This is a genomic window from Geodermatophilus sp. DF01-2 (assembly GCF_004571065.1).
In the GTDB taxonomy this organism is placed as follows: Bacteria; Actinomycetota; Actinomycetes; order Mycobacteriales; family Geodermatophilaceae; genus Geodermatophilus.
This window is the reverse complement of the sequence record NZ_SPQN01000003.1, coordinates 65,595-81,898: the sequence shown is the minus strand read 5'-3', so window position 1 is coordinate 81,898 and position 16,304 is coordinate 65,595. Positions and strand designations below refer to the sequence as shown.

Genomic DNA, 16,304 nt, shown 5'->3' with positions numbered 1-16,304 from the left:
GAGGCTGTGCTCGAACTGGGCAGGGCCGGCTCGGCCGGCACCGGGAAGGGCGTGCGGCCCGTGCTGCGCGACGGCTCCGTCGTCGCCACGGTGCGGGCGTCGAACTGGAAGGAGGCGGCCACGGCCGTCGTCGGCGACCGCGAGTGGGTGTTCGCGAAGGCCAGGCGGGAGCTCACCGGCCGGTGGGCGGCCGACCCCGAGGGGACGGCGCGGCTTCGCGCCCGGCAGACCTCGTGGTGGAGGGGCACCTGGTTCCTCGACCTCGAGGGGGCGCCGGTCCGGGCCGTCCGCGCGTCGTTCTGGCGCGGTGGTCTCCGCCATGCGACCGGTGGCGAGCAGGTTGCCATGGGCGGCACCACCGGAGGCTGGTCGCCGCGGCCGACACTGCAGGCCCACGCCGCGCTGCCGCTGCACCAGCAGGTCTTCCTGCTGTGGCTGGAGCTGATCGTCCGGCGCCGCGACGCCGCCGTCGTCGGGGCGGGCGGCGGCGGCGACGGTGGGGGAGGGGGTGAGTGATGGCCGGTCGGGGACGCATCCGGGCCGCCGACATCGCGCTGGTCCGCGAGCGGTCGAAGATCGACGAGGTCGTCGGCGACCACCTGCAGCTCAAGCGCGCGGGCGGCGGCAGCCTCAAGGGGCTCTGCCCGTTCCACGACGAGAAGTCGCCGTCCTTCCACGTCACCCCGAGTCGGGGGCTGTACCACTGCCTGGCAGGGGAGACCGGGGTCCTCACCGAGGACGGCGTCGTCCCCATCCGGGAGCTCGCCGGGAGGACGGTGAAGGTCCTCGACGGTGACGGCGGGTGGGTGGAGGCGCCGTTCAGGTCGTACGGCGTCCAGCGGCTGATGACGGTGACGCTGAGCCGCAACGGCCGGACGAAGGTCCTGCACGCGACCGACGAGCACCGCTGGTTCGTCCCGTCCGGCGGGTCCCGTCGGGAGGAGCTGACCAAGGACCTCCGGCCCGGCGACCGGCTGTGCTCCGCGTTCCCGCGGGAACGCGTGCCGGCGCTCGCGGCCATCGGCGCCGCCACCCATGGCGAGCTCCCTGGTGCCGTGTCGGATGAGACTCCGACCCAGGGCCCATCCGGGAGCTGGGTGGTCGGGTCGGTCGAGTGGAGCGACCGGGTCGAGGAGGTGTACTGCGCCGAGGTGCCCGGCACCCATGCCTTCACGCTCGAGGACGACATCCTCACGGGGAACTGCTTCGGCTGCGGCGTCGGTGGTGACGTCATCCGCTTCGTGCAGGAGATCGACCACCTGTCCTTCACCGAGGCGGTCGAGCTGCTGGCCGGGCGGGCGAACGTCGAGCTGCACTACGAGGACGACGGCGGCCGGCCCACCGGCGCGCCGTCCCGGGAGCAGGCCGGGCAGCGGGCCCGGCTGGTCGCGGCCAACACCGCGGCCGCGGCGTTCTACGCCGAGCAGCTGGGCAGCCCCGAGGCCGCGCCGGCCCGGCAGTTCCTCGCCGACCGCGGCTTCGACCGGCAGGTGGCGGTGGACTTCGGCTGCGGTTTCGCCCCCGGCGGCTGGGACGCGCTGACCCGCCACCTGCGCGGCAAGGGCTTCAGCCAGCAGGAGCTGGTGACCGCGGGGCTGGCCAAGGAGTCGAGCCGAGGCACGCTCATCGACCGCTTCCACCGGCGGCTGGTCTGGCCGATCCGCGACATCACCGGCGACGTCATCGGCTTCGGCGCCCGCAAGCTGATGGACGACGACCCCGGCCCCAAGTACCTCAACACCCCCGAGACGCCGCTCTACAAGAAGAGCAGCGTGCTCTACGGCGTCGACCGGGCCAAGCGCGACATCTCGCGCCGTCACCAGGCCGTCGTCGTCGAGGGCTACACCGACGTCATGGCCTGCCACCTGGCCGGCGTGACCACCGCCGTCGCCTCGTGCGGCACCGCCTTCGGCCCCGAGCACATCGGCGTGCTGCGCCGGCTGCTCATGGACCAGGACGAGTTCCGCGGCGAGGTCATCTACACCTTCGACGGCGACGCCGCCGGGCAGGCCGCGGCGATGAAGACCTTCGCCGAGGACCAGCGCTTCGTCGGGCAGACCTTCGTCGCCGTCGAGCCCGACGGCCGCGACCCCTGCGAGCTGCGCCAGGCGCACGGCGACGCCGCCGTCCGGGACCTGGTGGGCCGGCGGACGCCGCTGGTTGCGTTCGTCCTCAAGACCACGCTGGCCGGATACGACCTCGACACCGTCGAGGGGCGGGTGGCCGCGCTGCAGAAGACCGTCCCGCTGGTCGCGCAGATCAAGGACCACGCGCTGCGCCCAGCCTACGCCCGCCAGCTGGCGGGGATGATCGGCAACACCGACGAGGCCGACGTGCTCGAGCGGGTGCGCCGGCTCACCGGGGACGGCGGGGCAGTGCAGCGCGGGCGGCCGCGGACGCCGAAGAAGAGTCCGGACGACGTCGCGGTCGAGATCGAGCGCGAGGCGCTGAAGGCGGCACTGCAGTCACCGGAGCTGGCCGGACCGTCGTTCGACGCCATCCCGGCCGAGGCCTACACCGACCCCGACTACGCCGCGGTCGCCGCCGCGGTCGCCGCCACCGGGGGAGCGGCCGCCACCCGGGTCACCGGGCCGGCGTGGTTGGACAAGGTGGCCGCGCGCTGCACCCGGGACAGCGCGCGGGCGCTGCTGACCGCGCTGGCCGTCGAGCCGACGCGCTCGGTCGGCGAGGCCGACGCCGGGTACGTCAACGCGGTGCTGGCCCGGCTGGAGGAGATGCACACCGTCCGCCAGGTGGCGGCGCTCAAGGGCCGGCTGCAGCGGATGAACCCGGTCGAGGCCGGTGACGAGTACATGCGGGCCTTCGGCGAGCTCATGGCGCTCGAGCAGAAAGCGATCTCGCTGCGCAAGCGGGCGATGGGCGGGCTGGGGGAGTGACTCTGCTCGACCGCGTGCGGCGGCGTCTCGCCCGGCCGCCGGAGCCGGTGCGGGCGGTGGTGCTCGCCTCGCCGGACCCGGACGAGCGGGTGCTGGCCTGGGGCGCGCTCGTGCGGGACGAGGGCTGGCTGGTCGCGACGTCCCGCGGCTTGCGTCGTGTTCCGGCGGACCTGCCGTTGCCGCACGCCGGCGAAGTCGGCGTGCGGCCGTGGCACGAGGTCGGCACGGCCCGCTGGACGGCGACCGGGGACGGCGGCGGCCGATTCGAGGTGACCCCGCTGACCGAGGTCGAGCCGGGAGTGCAGGCGCGGTTGCCGGTCGAGCGGCACGCCCTTCGCGACGCCGGGGGTCTGCCGCCCGTCGTCCGCCGGCGGGTGGACCAGACCGTGGTCGCCAGCCGACGTTCGCCCCTGCCCGGCCGGGGAGGGGTGGTGCTCGTCGCCCGACGGGTGCCCGGCCAGGCCGAGCGGGAGTGGACCGTCGTCTTCGACAACGACGCCGACCGCAGCGACCCCGCCGCGCGGGAGGCCGCGCGGCAGAAGCTCGCCGAGGCGGTCGCGGCCGACCAACCGGGCTGAGCCGGCCGCGATCGGCCCCCTGCAGGTAGAAGGACTGTGAGAGTGGTCGGGTCAGCGCATCGATGGTGGGCTGACGGCTGGCAGCAGCAGGTGTGACTCATAGAAGGACCGGCCTTGTGCCTTGCCGGGGACCTGTCCGCCTGCTGCTGCCGGCACCGGCCCGGCCGGAGACGTTGGCCTGATCAGGAGCTTGACCGCCAGTTGGTGGCTGGCGTGTCTCATCACAGTCCTGCCCATCTCCGCACCGGACCGGGACCTGCTGCGTCCCATCTGGCGAGGAGAGAACGCATGTCCATGCTGGCAGAACTGGTCGAGGTCGTCATACGGCGTCGACACGCACAAAAACACCCACACCGCCGCGGTGGTCGACGCTCGCACCGGCGGGGTGCTGGCCCGGGCCACGGTGAGCGCCGATCCCGACGGATACGCCGAGCTGAGCGCTCTGGCCGAGCAGTACTCCGGGCTGCGGGCGTGGGCGCTGGAGGGTGCCGGCGGCTACGGCGCCGGCCTGACCCGGCACCTGGGCGACGCCGGGCAGGGGTCCTTGCTCAGAGACCGCCGCTGGTGTCCGGAGGGGGCAGCGGGGTGTCCGATGCCGGGGTGGTGGTCGATGCGGAGCGGTCCCGGGGGCCCGACCCCGGCCGGGGCGTCGTCGAGCGGTCGCCGGAGCCGTCGAGGCCCACGCGGGCCTTGACCGAGTTCAGCACCCCGTCGGCTCGGGCCTGGGCCATGCCGGCCAGACCCTGCAGCTGCGGGTTGTCCTTGGCCCGCTCCCAGGCGCGGCGGATCTGCTCGTAGCGCTCCTTGCCCGCCTTCGCGCCGAGCACGTACCCGGCACCGAAGCCGACGAGGAAGGACAGCTTCGCCATGGAGAACCTCCAGGTGAGACGCGGAAGAGTGGACGATCACGGTAACCGTGCCGACGCCGGGCGCGCGACGCGAAGGACCCTCCGCGGCCTCGTGGACCGCGTGGGGTAGCCTTGTCCCGACGTGCGGGTCACTCCGCCGATCCCCCGTAGCTCAATTGGCAGAGCATGCGACTGTTAATCGCAGGGTTATTGGTTCGAGTCCAATCGGGGGAGCAACACCGCAGGTCACCGGCTATCGTCCCGTAGCCTGGCTAACCGACCCCATTCTATCCGCAATATTCGGTTATCCGGTCAGCCCGCTCATCCTACCGTGTCGGTGGGCGAAGGCCGTAGCTGCAGGGTGAGGCCTGGCGACCTCACCGCCTCGCGGTCGCCCGTCTCTCGCCCAGCCGGGCAAGAGGTGTGATGGCTCACGATCTTGAGTGGCCAGGACGTTGACTTGGCTCCTTGCTCGCGGCTGCCGCAGTCGTGCCCGGTGAGCGGTCCGGGGCGCGTTCGATCCGAAGCGGACGCGGAGCATGCGCAGGGCGAAGCAGAAGGTCGGCGCGCCCGATCGCAGCCGGCAAGCCGTAGCCACTGGTGAGGCTGGCCGCGATGGTCTCGGGGCACCGGTTGAGCCGGGATGGCGTAGAGGTCTCGGAGGAGGACCGGGTACCGGGCCGGACCATCACGTCGCGCAGCGGTTCCTCCGCCGACGCCAGTGAGCGCGATCGGAAGGACCGCCTGGACCGGGCCGAGGCTCGAAGCGGGCCTCAGGCCTGGTGCGCCTGCTCGCGTAGGTCGAGCTTGGAAATCTTTCCGGCCCCGTTGCGCGGCAGGTCGTCGGTAATGACGACCTCCCGGGGCACCTTGTAGTTGGCCATGTGTTCCTGGGCCCAGGCGATGAGCTCGGCGGGGGAGAGCTCGGCGCCCAGCCGCGGGATCACGTAGGCCCGGCCCACCTCGCCCAGCCGGGCATCGGGCACCCCGATGACGGCGGCCTGCGACACGGCCGGGTGCTGGGTGAGCAGCCGCTCGATCTCGGCCGGATAGGCGTTGAACCCACCGACGATGAACATGTCCTTGAGACGGTCGGTGATGTGCAGGCAGCCGCCCTCGTCGAGGAAGCCGATGTCGCCGGTGTGCAGCCAGCCGTCCGCGTCGATCGCTTCCGCGGTGGCCTCCGGGTCATCGAGGTAGCCGACCATCACGTTGGGACCACGGACGTAGATCTCGCCGGGCGTGCCCGGCGGGCAGACTCCAGCGGCCTGGTCGCGGATCTCCACCTGCACCCCGGGCAGCGGCCGGCCGCTGGTGTGCTCTACCACCTCGTCGGGATCATCGAGTGAGCACATGGTCACCGTGCCGCTGGACTCGGTGAGCCCGTAGGCGGTGAGGACCTGCCGGAAACCCAGATCCGCCCGCATCCGGCGGATCAGCTCTCCGGGGACGACCGACGCGCCGGTGACCGCGAGCCGCAACGAGCTGGTGTCCCGGTCCGGGCGGGCGGGGGAGTCCATGAGCATCGCGTAAACCGTCGGCGGGCCCGGCAGCCAGGTGATCCGCTCCCGCTCGATGGTCTCCAGGACCTGCGCCGGGTCGAACTGCGGGAGCGGCACCAGGGTGGCGCCGACGAGCAGGCAGGTGAGGATGCCCGCCGCGTAACCGAACGTGTGGAAGAACGGGTTGGCGGCCAGCGCGCGGTCGTCCGGGCCCACGCCGAGCCCGCGGGCGTAGGCGGAGAACACCTGCAGCAGCTGGCCCTGCCCGAGCATGGCGCCCTTGGGCCGGCCGGTCGTCCCGGATGTGAACAGGATCGAGCTGATCGCAGCCGGCGTCACCTCGTCGGCCATCCGGTCGGCTTCGGCCCGCACTGCGTCGTCGACGGTGGCGGTGAGCTCGGTCCAGCCGACCGCGCCCGGCGTCGGCGCGTCTCTCAACTCGACCAGCAGTCGCAGCGCCGGCAACCCGGGCACCGGTGTCGTCCCGTCGGCGCCGAGCATCGCCGCGTAGTCCAGGCCGAGGAAGCCGGACTCGGTCAGCAACGCGACCGCGCCGGTGCGGGCCAGCAGGTCGCGCGCCTCATCGCCCTTGTATCGGGTGTTCACCGGAACCACGGCGACGCCGAGGTGCTGCAGCGCCAGCGCCGCGGCCACCCACCGCTCCGAGTTCGGCGCCCAGATCGCCACCCGGTCACCGGGACGCACTCCACGGTGAAGCAGCGCGGCGGCCACCGTCCGCACCCGCTCGAGCAGGTCCGCGTAGGTCCAGCGAACCGTGCCGATGACCACCGCCTCGGCGTGGGGACGGGCGGCCGCGGTGCGGCGCAGCAGCACGGGGACGGTGTCCGCGGCCGGCGAACCCATGAGACCTCCGGAAGGACGAGTGGGCGCCCACGGTAGGGCGGCCTCGCGTTCGCTCCGGCCCGGTCCCGCTCAGTGGGCGCGGCCGGCGCCCTGACGTTCTCCGGTGCCCAAGATGCCCATCGCGCCCACTCACCGGTCCGGCGCCCGACCGCGCCGCGGCCGGGTTCCTACGGTCCGGCCGGCGGGTGCGGGATCGAGGAAGGAGACCGGTGGCCGACAAGCGGATGACCGAGGACGAGGTGGTGGCCGAGCTGCGCTCGGGTATGACCATCGGCATCGGGGGATGGGGTTCTCGGCGTAAGCCAATGTCCCTGGTGCGTGCGATCTGCCGATCGGACCTGCACGACCTCACGGTGATCGCGTACGGCGGCCCCGACGTGGGCCTGCTGCTGGCGGCCGGGAAGGCGAAGCGCCTGGTCTACGGGTTCGTGTCGCTGGACTCCATCCCGCTCGAGCCGCACTTCCGGGCCGCCCGCGAGGGGGGCACGGTCACGGTCAGCGAGTGGGACGAGGGCATGCTGCAGTGGGGGCTGTACGCGGCGGCGTCCCGACTGTCGTTCCTGCCGCTGCGCTCGGGCCTGGGCTCCGACGTTCCCATCGTCAATCCCGACCTGAGGACGGTCACCTCGCCCTACGCCGACGGCACCGAGTACCTGGCCGTGCCGGCGTTACACCTGGACGCCGCGCTGGTGCACCTCAACCGCGCCGACGCCTCGGGCAACGGGCAGTACCTGGGCCCCGACGCCTACTTCGACGACCTGTTCTGCGGCGCCGCCGAACGGGCCTACGTCTCCTGCGAGCGGATCGTGCCGACCGCGGAGCTGACCGCGGCCGGTCCGGTGCAGTCGCTGCTGGTCCGCCGCTCGGAGGTCGCCGGCGTCGTCGAAGCCCCCAATGGTGCGCACTTCACCACGTGCGAGCCCGACTACGGCCGGGACGAGGCGTTCCAGCGCGAATACGCCCAGGCCGCCGCCGACCCCGAGGCATGGGCCGCGTTCACCGCCCACTACTTGTCCGGCGACGAGGCCAGCTACCAGGCGGCCGTCGCGGCGAGCACCCTGGAGGCCGTCCGATGAGTGTGCAGGAGGACGTGCGTCCCGACGCTCCGGTGGACCCGGAGACCGTCACCCGGGCCGAGTTCTGCATCGCCGCATGCGCCGACGCCTGGCGCGGCGACGGCGAAATCCTGGCCAGCCCGATGATGACGGTTCCCACGATCGCGGCCCGCACCGCCCGCGCCAGCTTCGAGCCGGATCTGCTGCTCTCCGACGGCGAGTCTAGGCTGTACACCGGTACCTGGGCCATCGGCGAGACGCCGCCGCTCGACCGGGTGGAGGGCTACGTCCCGTTCCGCCGGATCTTCGACATCCTCTGGTCGGGCAAGCGGCACGTGATGATGAGCCCGAGCCAGGTGGACCGGTTCGGCAACGCCAACATCTCCGCGCTGGGCGAGTTCGCCCGCCCCACCCGCCAGCTGCTGGGCGTGCGGGGCGCGCCGGGCAACACGGTCAACCACCCGACCAGCTACTGGGTCCCGAAGCACTCGACCCGGGTGTTCGTGGAGCGCGTCGACATGGTCGCCGGTGTCGGCTACGACCGGGCCAGTGCCGTGGGCGGGGACGTCGAGCGAGACGTGGAGATCCGACGGATCGTCACCAACCTCGCCGTCCTCGACTTCGGCGGCCCGGACCACACCATGCGGCTGGTCTCGGTGCACCCGGGGGTCACCGTCGACCAGGTGGTCGAGGCCACCGGCTTCGCGCTCGACGTGCCGGCCGACGTACCCGAGAGCCGCCTGCCCACCGCAGAGGAGCTCCGGATCATCCGCGAGGTCGTCGACCCGCGCGGCCTGCGGGACAAGGAGGTCCGCGCGTGACGGTCACCCCGCACCCACGGCTGCGTACCCGGCTCACCGAGCTGACCGGCGTCCGCCACCCGGTCGTGCAGACCGGCATGGGCTGGGTCTCCGGTCCCGAGCTCACCGCCGCCACTGCCGCCGCCGGCGGCCTGGGCATCATCGCCAGCGCGACCCTCTCGCCGGAGGACATGCTGGCCGCGATCCGCACAGTTAAGGAGCGCACCGACGCACCGTTCGGCGTCAACATCCGGGGCGACGCCCCCGACGCGATGGACCGCGCGCGCACCCTCATCCGCGAAGGCGTGCGGGTCGCCTCGTTCGCCCTCGCCCCCAAGGCCGAGGTCATCGGCGTGCTCAAGGACGCCGGCGTCGTCGTCATCCCCTCGATCGGCGCCCGCCGGCACGCCGAGAAGGTCCAGGCCATGGGCGCCGACGCGGTGCTCGTGCAGGGCGGCGAGGGTGGCGGGCACACCGGCCAGGTCGCTACCTCTCTGCTGCTGCCGCAGGTCGTCGACGCCGTCGACATCCCGGTGATCGCCGCGGGTGGGTTCTTCGACGGCCGCGGACTGGTCGCCGCCCTGGCGTACGGCGCCGAGGGCATCGCGATGGGCACCCGCTTCCTGCTGACCTCGGACTCCACCGTTCCGGCCCAGGTCAAGCAGGCCTACCTGGACGCCGGGGTCGACGGCACCGTGGTCACCGACGCCATCGACGGCGTGCCGCAGCGCGTGCTGCGCACCCCGATGGTCGAGCAGCTCACCGGCGCCCGGCGGCTGTCCCGGCTGCCGTCGTCGGTGCGCAGCGCGGTGGCGCTCAAGCGAGAGACCGGCGGCTCGTGGCTGGCCATCGTCCGCGAGGGCCTCGCCATGCAGAAGAACCGCGAGCTCTCGTGGGACCAGGTCCTCATGGCCGCCAACACCCCGATGATGATCCGCACCGGCATGGTCGAGGGCCGCATCGACGTCGGCAGCCTGGCCAGCGGCCAGGTGGCCGGTCTGATCGACGACCTGCCTAGCTGCGCCGAGCTCATCGACCGCATCGTCGCCCATGCCTCCGAGGTGCTCACCGGCCTGACCGCTCCCGCCCCGGAGGTGGCTGGTGTCTGACCCCCGCGTGTCCGTTCCCGCTCCGCCGGCCGGTCACGGCCTGCTGGCCGGAAAGACGGTATTGATCACCGCCGCGGCCGGCACCGGCATCGGCTCGGCCACCGCCCGCCGCTGCCTGGAGGAGGGCGCCCGCGTCGCGATCAGCGACCGGCACGAGCGCCGGCTGGCCGAGACCACCGAGCTCCTGGCGAAGGAGTTCGACACGGACGTCGTCGCCATCCCGTGCGACGTCACAGACCAGGTCCAGGTGACGGCCCTCGTCGAGGGCACCCTCGCCGCGTTCGGCTCGCTCGACGTGCTGGTCAACAACGCCGGCCTCGGCGGGACGGCGAACATCCTCGAGATGACCGACGAGCAGTGGTCCTCGGTCCTCGACGTGACGCTCACCGGCACCTTCCGGATGACCCGCGAGGTGCTGGGCCACATGGTCGGGCGGGGTTCGGGCGTCATCGTGAACAACGCCTCGGTCATCGGCTGGCGCGCCCAGCAGGGGCAGGCCCACTACGCCGCGGCCAAGGCCGGCGTCATGGCGCTGACCCGTTGCACGGCCATGGACGTCGCCCGGCAGGGCGTCCGGGTGAACGCGGTGGCGCCCAGCATCGCCATGCACGCCTTCCTGGCGAAGGTCACCAGCGACGAGCTGCTGGACCGGCTCAGCGACTCCGAGGCGTTCGGCCGGGCGGCCGAGCCGTGGGAGGTCGCCAACGTGATCGCCTTCCTCGCCAGCGACTACTCCAGCTACATGACGGGCGAGGTCGTGTCCGTCAGCAGCCAGCACCCGTGAGAGAGGCATCGATGGACACCGGGATCCGGTTCGAACGGGCCGACGCGAACGGCATCGCCGAGGTCGTCATGGACGCCCCGCCGGTCAACGCGCTGACCGTGGCCGGCTGGTACGCCGTCGCCGACGCGCTGACCGAGGCCGGCCGTGATCCGGCGACCCGCGCCGTCGTGCTGCGCGCCGAGGGCCGCGGCTTCAACGCCGGCGTGGACATCAAGGAGGTCCAGGCCAGCCCGGACCACTCGGCGATCATCGGCGCCAACCGTGGCTGCTACGCCGCGTTCGCCGCCGTCTACGACTGCCCGGTGCCCGTGGTCGCCGCCGTCCACGGCTTCTGCCTCGGCGGTGGCATCGGCCTGGTCGGCAACGCCGACGTGATCGTCGCCAGCGAGGACGCCACCTTCGGCCTGCCGGAGGTCGACCGCGGCGCCCTGGGCGCGGCCACGCACCTGTCGCGGCTGGTGCCGCAGCACCTGATGCGGGCGATGTTCTACACCTCGGCCACCGCGACCGCGGCCCAGCTGCACTCGTTCGGCTCGGTGTGGGCCGTGGTGCCGCGCGACGAGCTCCGCGACAAGGCCCTCGAGGTGGCCGGGCAGATCGCGGCCAAGAACCCGACGGTCATCCGCGCCGCCAAGGAGGCGCTCAACGGCATCGACCTGTGGGACGTCAAGCGCAGCTACCGGTTCGAGCAGGGCTTCACCTTCGAGCTCAACCTGTCCGGCACCGCCGACGAGGTGCGCGAGGGCTTCGGGGCGAAGGAGGGCGGTCGCTGATGGACCTCACCTGGTCCCCGGCCGAGGAGGCGTTCCGCGCCGAGGCCCGCGCCTGGCTCGAGGCCAACGTGCCGCGCGGACTGCCCTCGGGTGACACCCGCGAAGGATTCGCCGCCCACCTGGAGTGGGAGCGGAAGCTCTTCGCCGACCGCTGGGCCGTCGTCTCCTGGCCCGAGCGCTACGGCGGCCGTGACGCCTCGCTGTGGGAGTGGCTGATCTTCGAGGAGGAGTACTACCGGGCGGGCGCCCCGCAGCGGGTCACCCAGAACGGGATCTTCCTGCTGGCCCCGACCGTGTTCGAGTTCGGCACTCCCGAGCAGCAGGACGAGATCCTTCCGAAGATGGCCGCAGCCGAGCAGCTGTGGGGCCAGGGGTGGTCCGAGCCCGGCGCGGGCAGCGACCTCGCCGCGATCAGCAGCCGGGCGGACAAGATCGACGGCGGCTGGCGGATCAACGGGCAGAAGACCTGGACCACGCGTGGCGCCTTCTGCACCCACCTGTTCGGCCTCTTCCGCACCGATCCCGAGGCCTCCCGGCACGCCGGCCTCACCTACCTCCTCGTGCCGCTGGACACGCCAGGCGTGACCGTCCGTGGCTTCGGCCGGCTCGACGGTGACGAAGGCTTCGCGGAGGTGTTCTTCGACGACGTCGTCGTCCCCGACTCCGCCGTCCTCGGCGGGGTCGGCCAGGGTTGGTCGGTGGCCATGGCCACCACCGGCTCCGAGCGCGGGCTCACCCTCCGTTCACCGGGCCGGTTCCTCGCGGCCGCCGAGCGGCTCCGGGCGCTGGCCGTCGAGCGGGCCGGCTCGCTGTCCGCCTCGGCGCGGGACGGCGTGGTCGACGCGCACCTGCGCGCCGAGGCCTACCAGCTGTTCACCCTCGCCCAGGTGACGGATCTGGTCGAGGGACGCAAGGCCGGCGCGGAGTCCAGCCTCAACAAGCTGTACTGGTCCGAACTCGACATCGCCCTGCACGAGACGGCGTTGCAGCTCCTCGGGCCCGACGCCGAGGTCGACGGCCCGTGGAGCCGCGGCCACATGTTCTCCCTCTCCGGCCCGATCTACGCCGGGACCAACGAGATCCAGCGCTCCATCGTCGCCGAGCGCCTGCTCGGGCTGCCCCGGAAGTGACCCGATGAGATTCGCTCCCACCCCTGACCAGCTCGAGCTCGCCGGCGCTGTCCGCGAGCTGCTCACCGACGCCTGCCCGCCGGAGGTGGTGCGCACCGCCTGGGGTCCGGAAGGGGACAAGGCCCGGACGACGCTCTGGCGGCAGCTCGCGGACCTCGGCCTGCTCGGCGCCATGGTGCCCGAGGACGACGGCGGGCTCGGGCTCACCGAGGTCGACCTCGTGCCGCTGTTCGTGGAGGTCGGCCGGGCCGCCGTGCCGCTGCCCGTCGCCGAGACCGTCGCCGTCCTCGCGCCGCTGCTGGCCGCGCACGGCTCCCCGGAGCTCGGCCCGCTGGTCGCCGGTGACCTCGTGGGTACTGCGGAGCTGGCCGGCTCCGGCATCCTGCCGTGGGCCGGCTGCAGCGACCGGGCGCTGGTGCGTTCGGGCGCGGAGCTGCGCCTGGTCGACCTCACCGGCGTGGACCTGGAGCCGGTGACCACCGTCGACGGCAGCCGGGCAGCCGCCCGCATCCCGTCCGTCGCCGGCGCCTCGTTGACCGCGGATCCGGCGGAGACCGAGCGGGCCTGGCTCCGCGGTGCGCTCGCCGCCGCCGCGCAGCTGGTCGGCCTCGCGCACCGTCAGCTCGACCTCGCCGTGGCCCACACCCGCGAGCGCAAGCAGTTCGGCGTCCCGGTGGGCAGCCAGCAGGCGGTCAAGCATCTGCTCGCGAACGTCCTGCTGGACCTGCGTTTCTGCGTGCCGGTGGTCCAGCGGGCCGCCGTCTCGCTGGCGGCGGGCGCTCCCGAGGCGCGGGCGCACGTCGCCGCCGCCAAGGCCATGACCTCGGACATGGCCGGGCGCACCGCCCGCAGCACCATCCAGGCGCACGGTGCGATCGGCTACACGGTCGAATACGACCTGCACCTCTACGTGAAGCGCTCCTGGGCGCTGGCCGCGTCCTGGGGGAACGTCGCGCACCACCGCGCCGTCGTCGCCGACTCGCTCGGCCTCCCGCCCGCCGTCGACCCGTCCGCACTGCCCTGGGAGGCCACCCGATGACCGCTGAGACCGAGACCGCGCCCGTCCTCTACGAGGTCGTGGACGGCATCGCCTACGTGACGCTCAACCGGCCCGAGTACCGCAACGCGCAGAACTCGGCGATGACCTACGCCCTCGACCGGGCGTTCTACGACGCCGCGGCCGACGACGACGTGAAGGTCGTCGTCCTCCGCGCCGCGGGGAAGCACTTCAGCGCCGGGCACGACATCGGCACCCCGGGCCGCGACGTCGACACCTCGTTCGACCGCAAGGCCGGGCTGTGGTGGGACCACGTCGGCAAGTCCGGCGCGGAGCTGCGGTACGCACGGGAGTCCGAGGTCTACCTGGGCATGTGCCGGCGCTGGCGGGAGCTGCCCAAGCCGGTCGTCGCCCAGGTGCAGGGCGCCTGCATCGCCGGCGGGCTGATGCTCGCGTGGGTCTGCGATTTCATCATCGCCAGCGACGATGCCTTCTTCGCCGACCCGGTCGTCCGCATGGGCATCCCGGGCGTGGAGTACTTCGCCCACCCGTGGGCGATGGGCACCCGGCAGGCCAAGGAGTTCCTCTACCTCGGTGAACGGATCGACGCCGCCCGGGCCCGGGAGTGGGGGATGGTCAACCGGGTCGTGTCGCGCGAGCAGCTGGACGCCGAGGTCGCCGACGTGGCCGCCCGGATCGCGACCATGCCCCGGCTGGGCCTGGCCCTGACCAAGAAGGCGATCAACCAGGCCGAGGACCTGATGGGCCAGCACGCCGGCATGGACTCCGTCTTCGGCCTGCACCACGTCGCGCACGCCCACAACGCCGAGGTCGGCGCGGACTCCCTCGGCGGGCATGACGCCCGCTCGATGCGCGACGCCGCGAAGACCGCCACCACGTCGCAGGAGGCTACGAAGTGACCCGCTCCGTCATCGTCACCGGCGCCGGCCAGGGGCTGGGTCGGGCGCACGCCCTCGCCCTGGGCGCCGCCGGCTTCGACGTCGTCGTCAACGACATCGGCGCCGCTGCCGAGACCGTGGCCGGTGAGATCCGGGACGCCGGTGGCAGCGCGGTCGCGCACGCCTGCGACGTCGCCGACTGGGATGCCGCCGAAGGGCTGGTCCGGGTCGCCGTGGAGACCTTCGGCCGGCTGGACGCGTTGGTGAACAACGCCGGCATCGTCCGCGACCGGATGCTGGTCGGGATGAGCGAGGCCGAGTGGGACGACGTCCTGCGGGTCGACCTCAAGGGGCACTTCTGCCCGCTGCGGCACGCCGCCGCCCACTGGCGCGAGCGATCCAAGGCCGGCGAGCAGGTCGAGGCCCGGATCGTCAATACCAGCTCCGGCGCCGGCCTCATGGGCAGCGTCGGGCAGGGCAACTACGCCGCGGCCAAGGCCGGTGTCGTGGCGATGACCCAGGTCGCCGCCGTCGAGCTCGCCCGCTACGGCGTCACGGTGAATGCGCTCGCCCCCGCCGCGCGCACGCCGATGACCGAGGCCGTGTTCGCCCAGACCATGGCCAAGCCCGAGGACGGCTTCGACGCCATGGACCCGGCCAACGTCTCGCCGCTGGTGGTCTGGCTGGTCGGGGCGGACTCCGGCTTCGTCACCGGGCAGGTGTTCGAGGTGGAGGCAGACCGCGTGGGGCTGTGCGACGGCTGGCGGTTCGGCCCCCGCCGGGAGGCCGGTCGGCGGTGGCGCCCGGATGAGCTGGGCGACGTCGTCAAGGATCTGCTGGCCGAGGCGGTGCCGCCGACCCCGGTCTACGGCGCATGACGGGCATCGCCGAGGCCCCGGGGGACGCCGCCTTCCGGACGGAGATCCGCGACTGGCTGGAGACCCAGCTCTCCGGCGACTTCGCCGGACTGCGCGGCAGCGGCGGCCCGGGCCGCGAGCACGAGCAGCTGGCCGAGCGCGCCGCCTGGGAGCGGCGGCTGGGCGAGGCCGGCTGGATCGGCATCGGCTGGCCGGACGCCCGCTACGGGCGGGCGCTGAGCCTCGCGCAGCAGGTGATCTTCCACGAGGAGTACGCCCGCGCCGCCGCACCCGGGCGCCTGGGGCACATCGGCGAGCAGCTGCTCGCCCCGACCCTGCTGGCGCACGGCAGCGAGGAGCAGAAGCAGCGGTTCCTGCCCGGGGTCGGCTCCGGCGAGGTGTTCTGGTGCCAGGGGTACTCCGAGCCCGACGCCGGCTCCGACCTGGCCAACGTGGGCACCCGCGCCGTCCTGGACGGCGACCGGTGGGTGGTCACCGGCCAGAAAATCTGGACGTCGCTGGCGCACGTGTCCGACTGGTGCTTCGTGATCGCCCGTACCGAGCTCGGCTCGAAGCGGCACGCCGGCCTGTCCTTCCTCCTCCTGCCGATGGACCAGCCGGGCATCACGGTGCGGCCGATCGTGCAGCTCACCGGCACCTCGGAGTTCAACGAGGTGTTCTTCGACGGCGCCGTCGCCGCCGCCGGCGACGTGGTGGGGGAGGCCGGCAACGGCTGGCGGGTGGCGATGAGCCTGCTCGGCTTCGAACGCGGCGTCTCCACCCTCGGCCAGCAGATCGGCTTCGCCCGCGAGCTGGAGACCATCACCGAGCGGGCCCGGGTCAACGGGGCCGCCGACGACCCGGTGCTCGCCGACCGCATCGTCTCGGCCTGGGTGGACCTCCAGGTCATGCGGCACACCGCGCTGCGGACCCTGGGCGCCGACGCGGCCCGGGACGCGCCCTGGGCGGCCAACGTCTCGAAGCTGCTGTGGGCGAACTGGCACCGGCGGCTGGGCGAGCTGGCGATGGCGGTGGAGGGGCCGGCCGCCGCCGTCACCTCCGGGCTGCCCTACGAGCTGACCGACGAGCAGCGGCTGTTCCTGTTCAGCCGGGCCGACACCATCTACGGCGGCTCGAACGAGGTGCAGCGCAACGTCCTCGCCGAGCGCCACCTCGGCCTGCCCCGCGACCGCGCCTGAGGAGGCCGACCC

15 protein-coding genes and 1 tRNA gene are annotated in these 16,304 nt (G+C 73.0%); 14 read left to right on the top strand and 2 right to left on the bottom strand.

What is annotated here, in order from left to right; genetic code table 11:
* Positions 1–6 precede the first annotated feature (6 nt).
* The 3 genes from E4P41_RS01955 to E4P41_RS01945 are packed head-to-tail and all read left to right on the top strand — an operon-like array spanning position 7 to position 3,475.
* On the top strand, positions 7–516 hold the full coding sequence (locus E4P41_RS01955; protein WP_135139190.1) for a hypothetical protein: 510 nt from the start codon (positions 7–9) through the stop codon (positions 514–516).
* The gene (gene dnaG / locus E4P41_RS01950) at positions 516–2,897 is read left to right on the top strand and encodes a DNA primase (RefSeq protein ID WP_135139189.1); all 2,382 of its coding nucleotides are present in this window, start codon (positions 516–518) and stop codon (positions 2,895–2,897) included. Before E4P41_RS01955 ends, dnaG begins: the two co-directional genes overlap by 1 nt.
* A 14-nt stretch (positions 2,898–2,911) precedes the next feature.
* Positions 2,912–3,475 carry a hypothetical protein gene (locus E4P41_RS01945; protein ID WP_245177051.1) on the top strand — a complete coding sequence of 188 codons (564 nt, stop codon included), beginning with the start codon at positions 2,912–2,914 and terminating at the stop codon, positions 3,473–3,475.
* A gap of 548 nt (positions 3,476–4,023) precedes the next feature.
* Here E4P41_RS01945 and E4P41_RS22950 read toward each other — a convergent pair.
* Positions 4,024–4,344, bottom strand: a complete 321-nt coding sequence (locus tag E4P41_RS22950; RefSeq protein WP_245177050.1) for a hypothetical protein — start codon at positions 4,342–4,344, stop codon at positions 4,024–4,026.
* A gap of 140 nt (positions 4,345–4,484) precedes the next feature.
* On the opposite strand from E4P41_RS22950, the gene E4P41_RS01930 reads away from it, so the two are divergent.
* Positions 4,485–4,557, top strand: a tRNA-Asn gene (locus E4P41_RS01930).
* A gap of 539 nt (positions 4,558–5,096) precedes the next feature.
* On the opposite strand, the gene E4P41_RS01925 is transcribed toward E4P41_RS01930, so the two are convergent.
* Positions 5,097–6,689, bottom strand: a complete 1,593-nt coding sequence (locus E4P41_RS01925) for a FadD3 family acyl-CoA ligase (protein ID WP_135139187.1) — start codon at positions 6,687–6,689, stop codon at positions 5,097–5,099.
* A 209-nt stretch (positions 6,690–6,898) separates the two neighbouring features.
* Here E4P41_RS01925 and E4P41_RS01920 point away from each other — a divergent pair, with 209 nt between their 5' ends.
* From E4P41_RS01920 to E4P41_RS01875, 10 genes are read left to right on the top strand one after another with little or no spacing between them, the layout of a single operon-like run.
* A complete protein-coding gene (locus E4P41_RS01920; RefSeq protein WP_245177049.1) occupies positions 6,899–7,765 on the top strand; it encodes a CoA-transferase in 867 nt (288 codons plus the stop codon).
* On the top strand, positions 7,762–8,565 hold the full coding sequence (locus E4P41_RS01915; RefSeq protein WP_135139186.1) for a CoA-transferase: 804 nt from the start codon (positions 7,762–7,764) through the stop codon (positions 8,563–8,565). The genes E4P41_RS01920 and E4P41_RS01915 overlap by 4 nt, the downstream gene beginning before the upstream one ends.
* Positions 8,562–9,653 carry a nitronate monooxygenase gene (locus tag E4P41_RS01910; protein WP_245177048.1) on the top strand — a complete coding sequence of 364 codons (1,092 nt, stop codon included), beginning with the start codon at positions 8,562–8,564 and terminating at the stop codon, positions 9,651–9,653. Before E4P41_RS01915 ends, E4P41_RS01910 begins: the two co-directional genes overlap by 4 nt.
* Positions 9,646–10,437, top strand: a complete 792-nt coding sequence (locus tag E4P41_RS01905; protein ID WP_209307481.1) for an SDR family oxidoreductase — start codon at positions 9,646–9,648, stop codon at positions 10,435–10,437. The genes E4P41_RS01910 and E4P41_RS01905 overlap by 8 nt, the downstream gene beginning before the upstream one ends.
* An 11-nt stretch (positions 10,438–10,448) precedes the next feature.
* Positions 10,449–11,210 (top strand): enoyl-CoA hydratase family protein, encoded by a 762-nt coding sequence (locus tag E4P41_RS01900; RefSeq protein WP_135139185.1) that lies wholly within the window; start codon positions 10,449–10,451, stop codon positions 11,208–11,210.
* Positions 11,210–12,340, top strand: a complete 1,131-nt coding sequence (locus E4P41_RS01895; protein ID WP_135139184.1) for an acyl-CoA dehydrogenase family protein — start codon at positions 11,210–11,212, stop codon at positions 12,338–12,340. Before E4P41_RS01900 ends, E4P41_RS01895 begins: the two co-directional genes overlap by 1 nt.
* Before the next feature lie 4 nt (positions 12,341–12,344).
* Entirely contained in the window at positions 12,345–13,379 is a 1,035-nt protein-coding gene (locus tag E4P41_RS01890; RefSeq protein WP_135139183.1) for an acyl-CoA dehydrogenase family protein, read from the top strand.
* Positions 13,376–14,257, top strand: a complete 882-nt coding sequence (locus E4P41_RS01885) for an enoyl-CoA hydratase (RefSeq protein WP_135139182.1) — start codon at positions 13,376–13,378, stop codon at positions 14,255–14,257. The genes E4P41_RS01890 and E4P41_RS01885 overlap by 4 nt, the downstream gene beginning before the upstream one ends.
* The gene (locus E4P41_RS01880; RefSeq protein WP_135139181.1) at positions 14,254–15,114 is read left to right on the top strand and encodes an SDR family oxidoreductase; all 861 of its coding nucleotides are present in this window, start codon (positions 14,254–14,256) and stop codon (positions 15,112–15,114) included. The genes E4P41_RS01885 and E4P41_RS01880 overlap by 4 nt, the downstream gene beginning before the upstream one ends.
* On the top strand, positions 15,111–16,292 hold the full coding sequence (locus E4P41_RS01875; RefSeq protein WP_135139180.1) for an acyl-CoA dehydrogenase family protein: 1,182 nt from the start codon (positions 15,111–15,113) through the stop codon (positions 16,290–16,292). The genes E4P41_RS01880 and E4P41_RS01875 overlap by 4 nt, the downstream gene beginning before the upstream one ends.
* Positions 16,293–16,304: the final 12 nt, after the last annotated feature.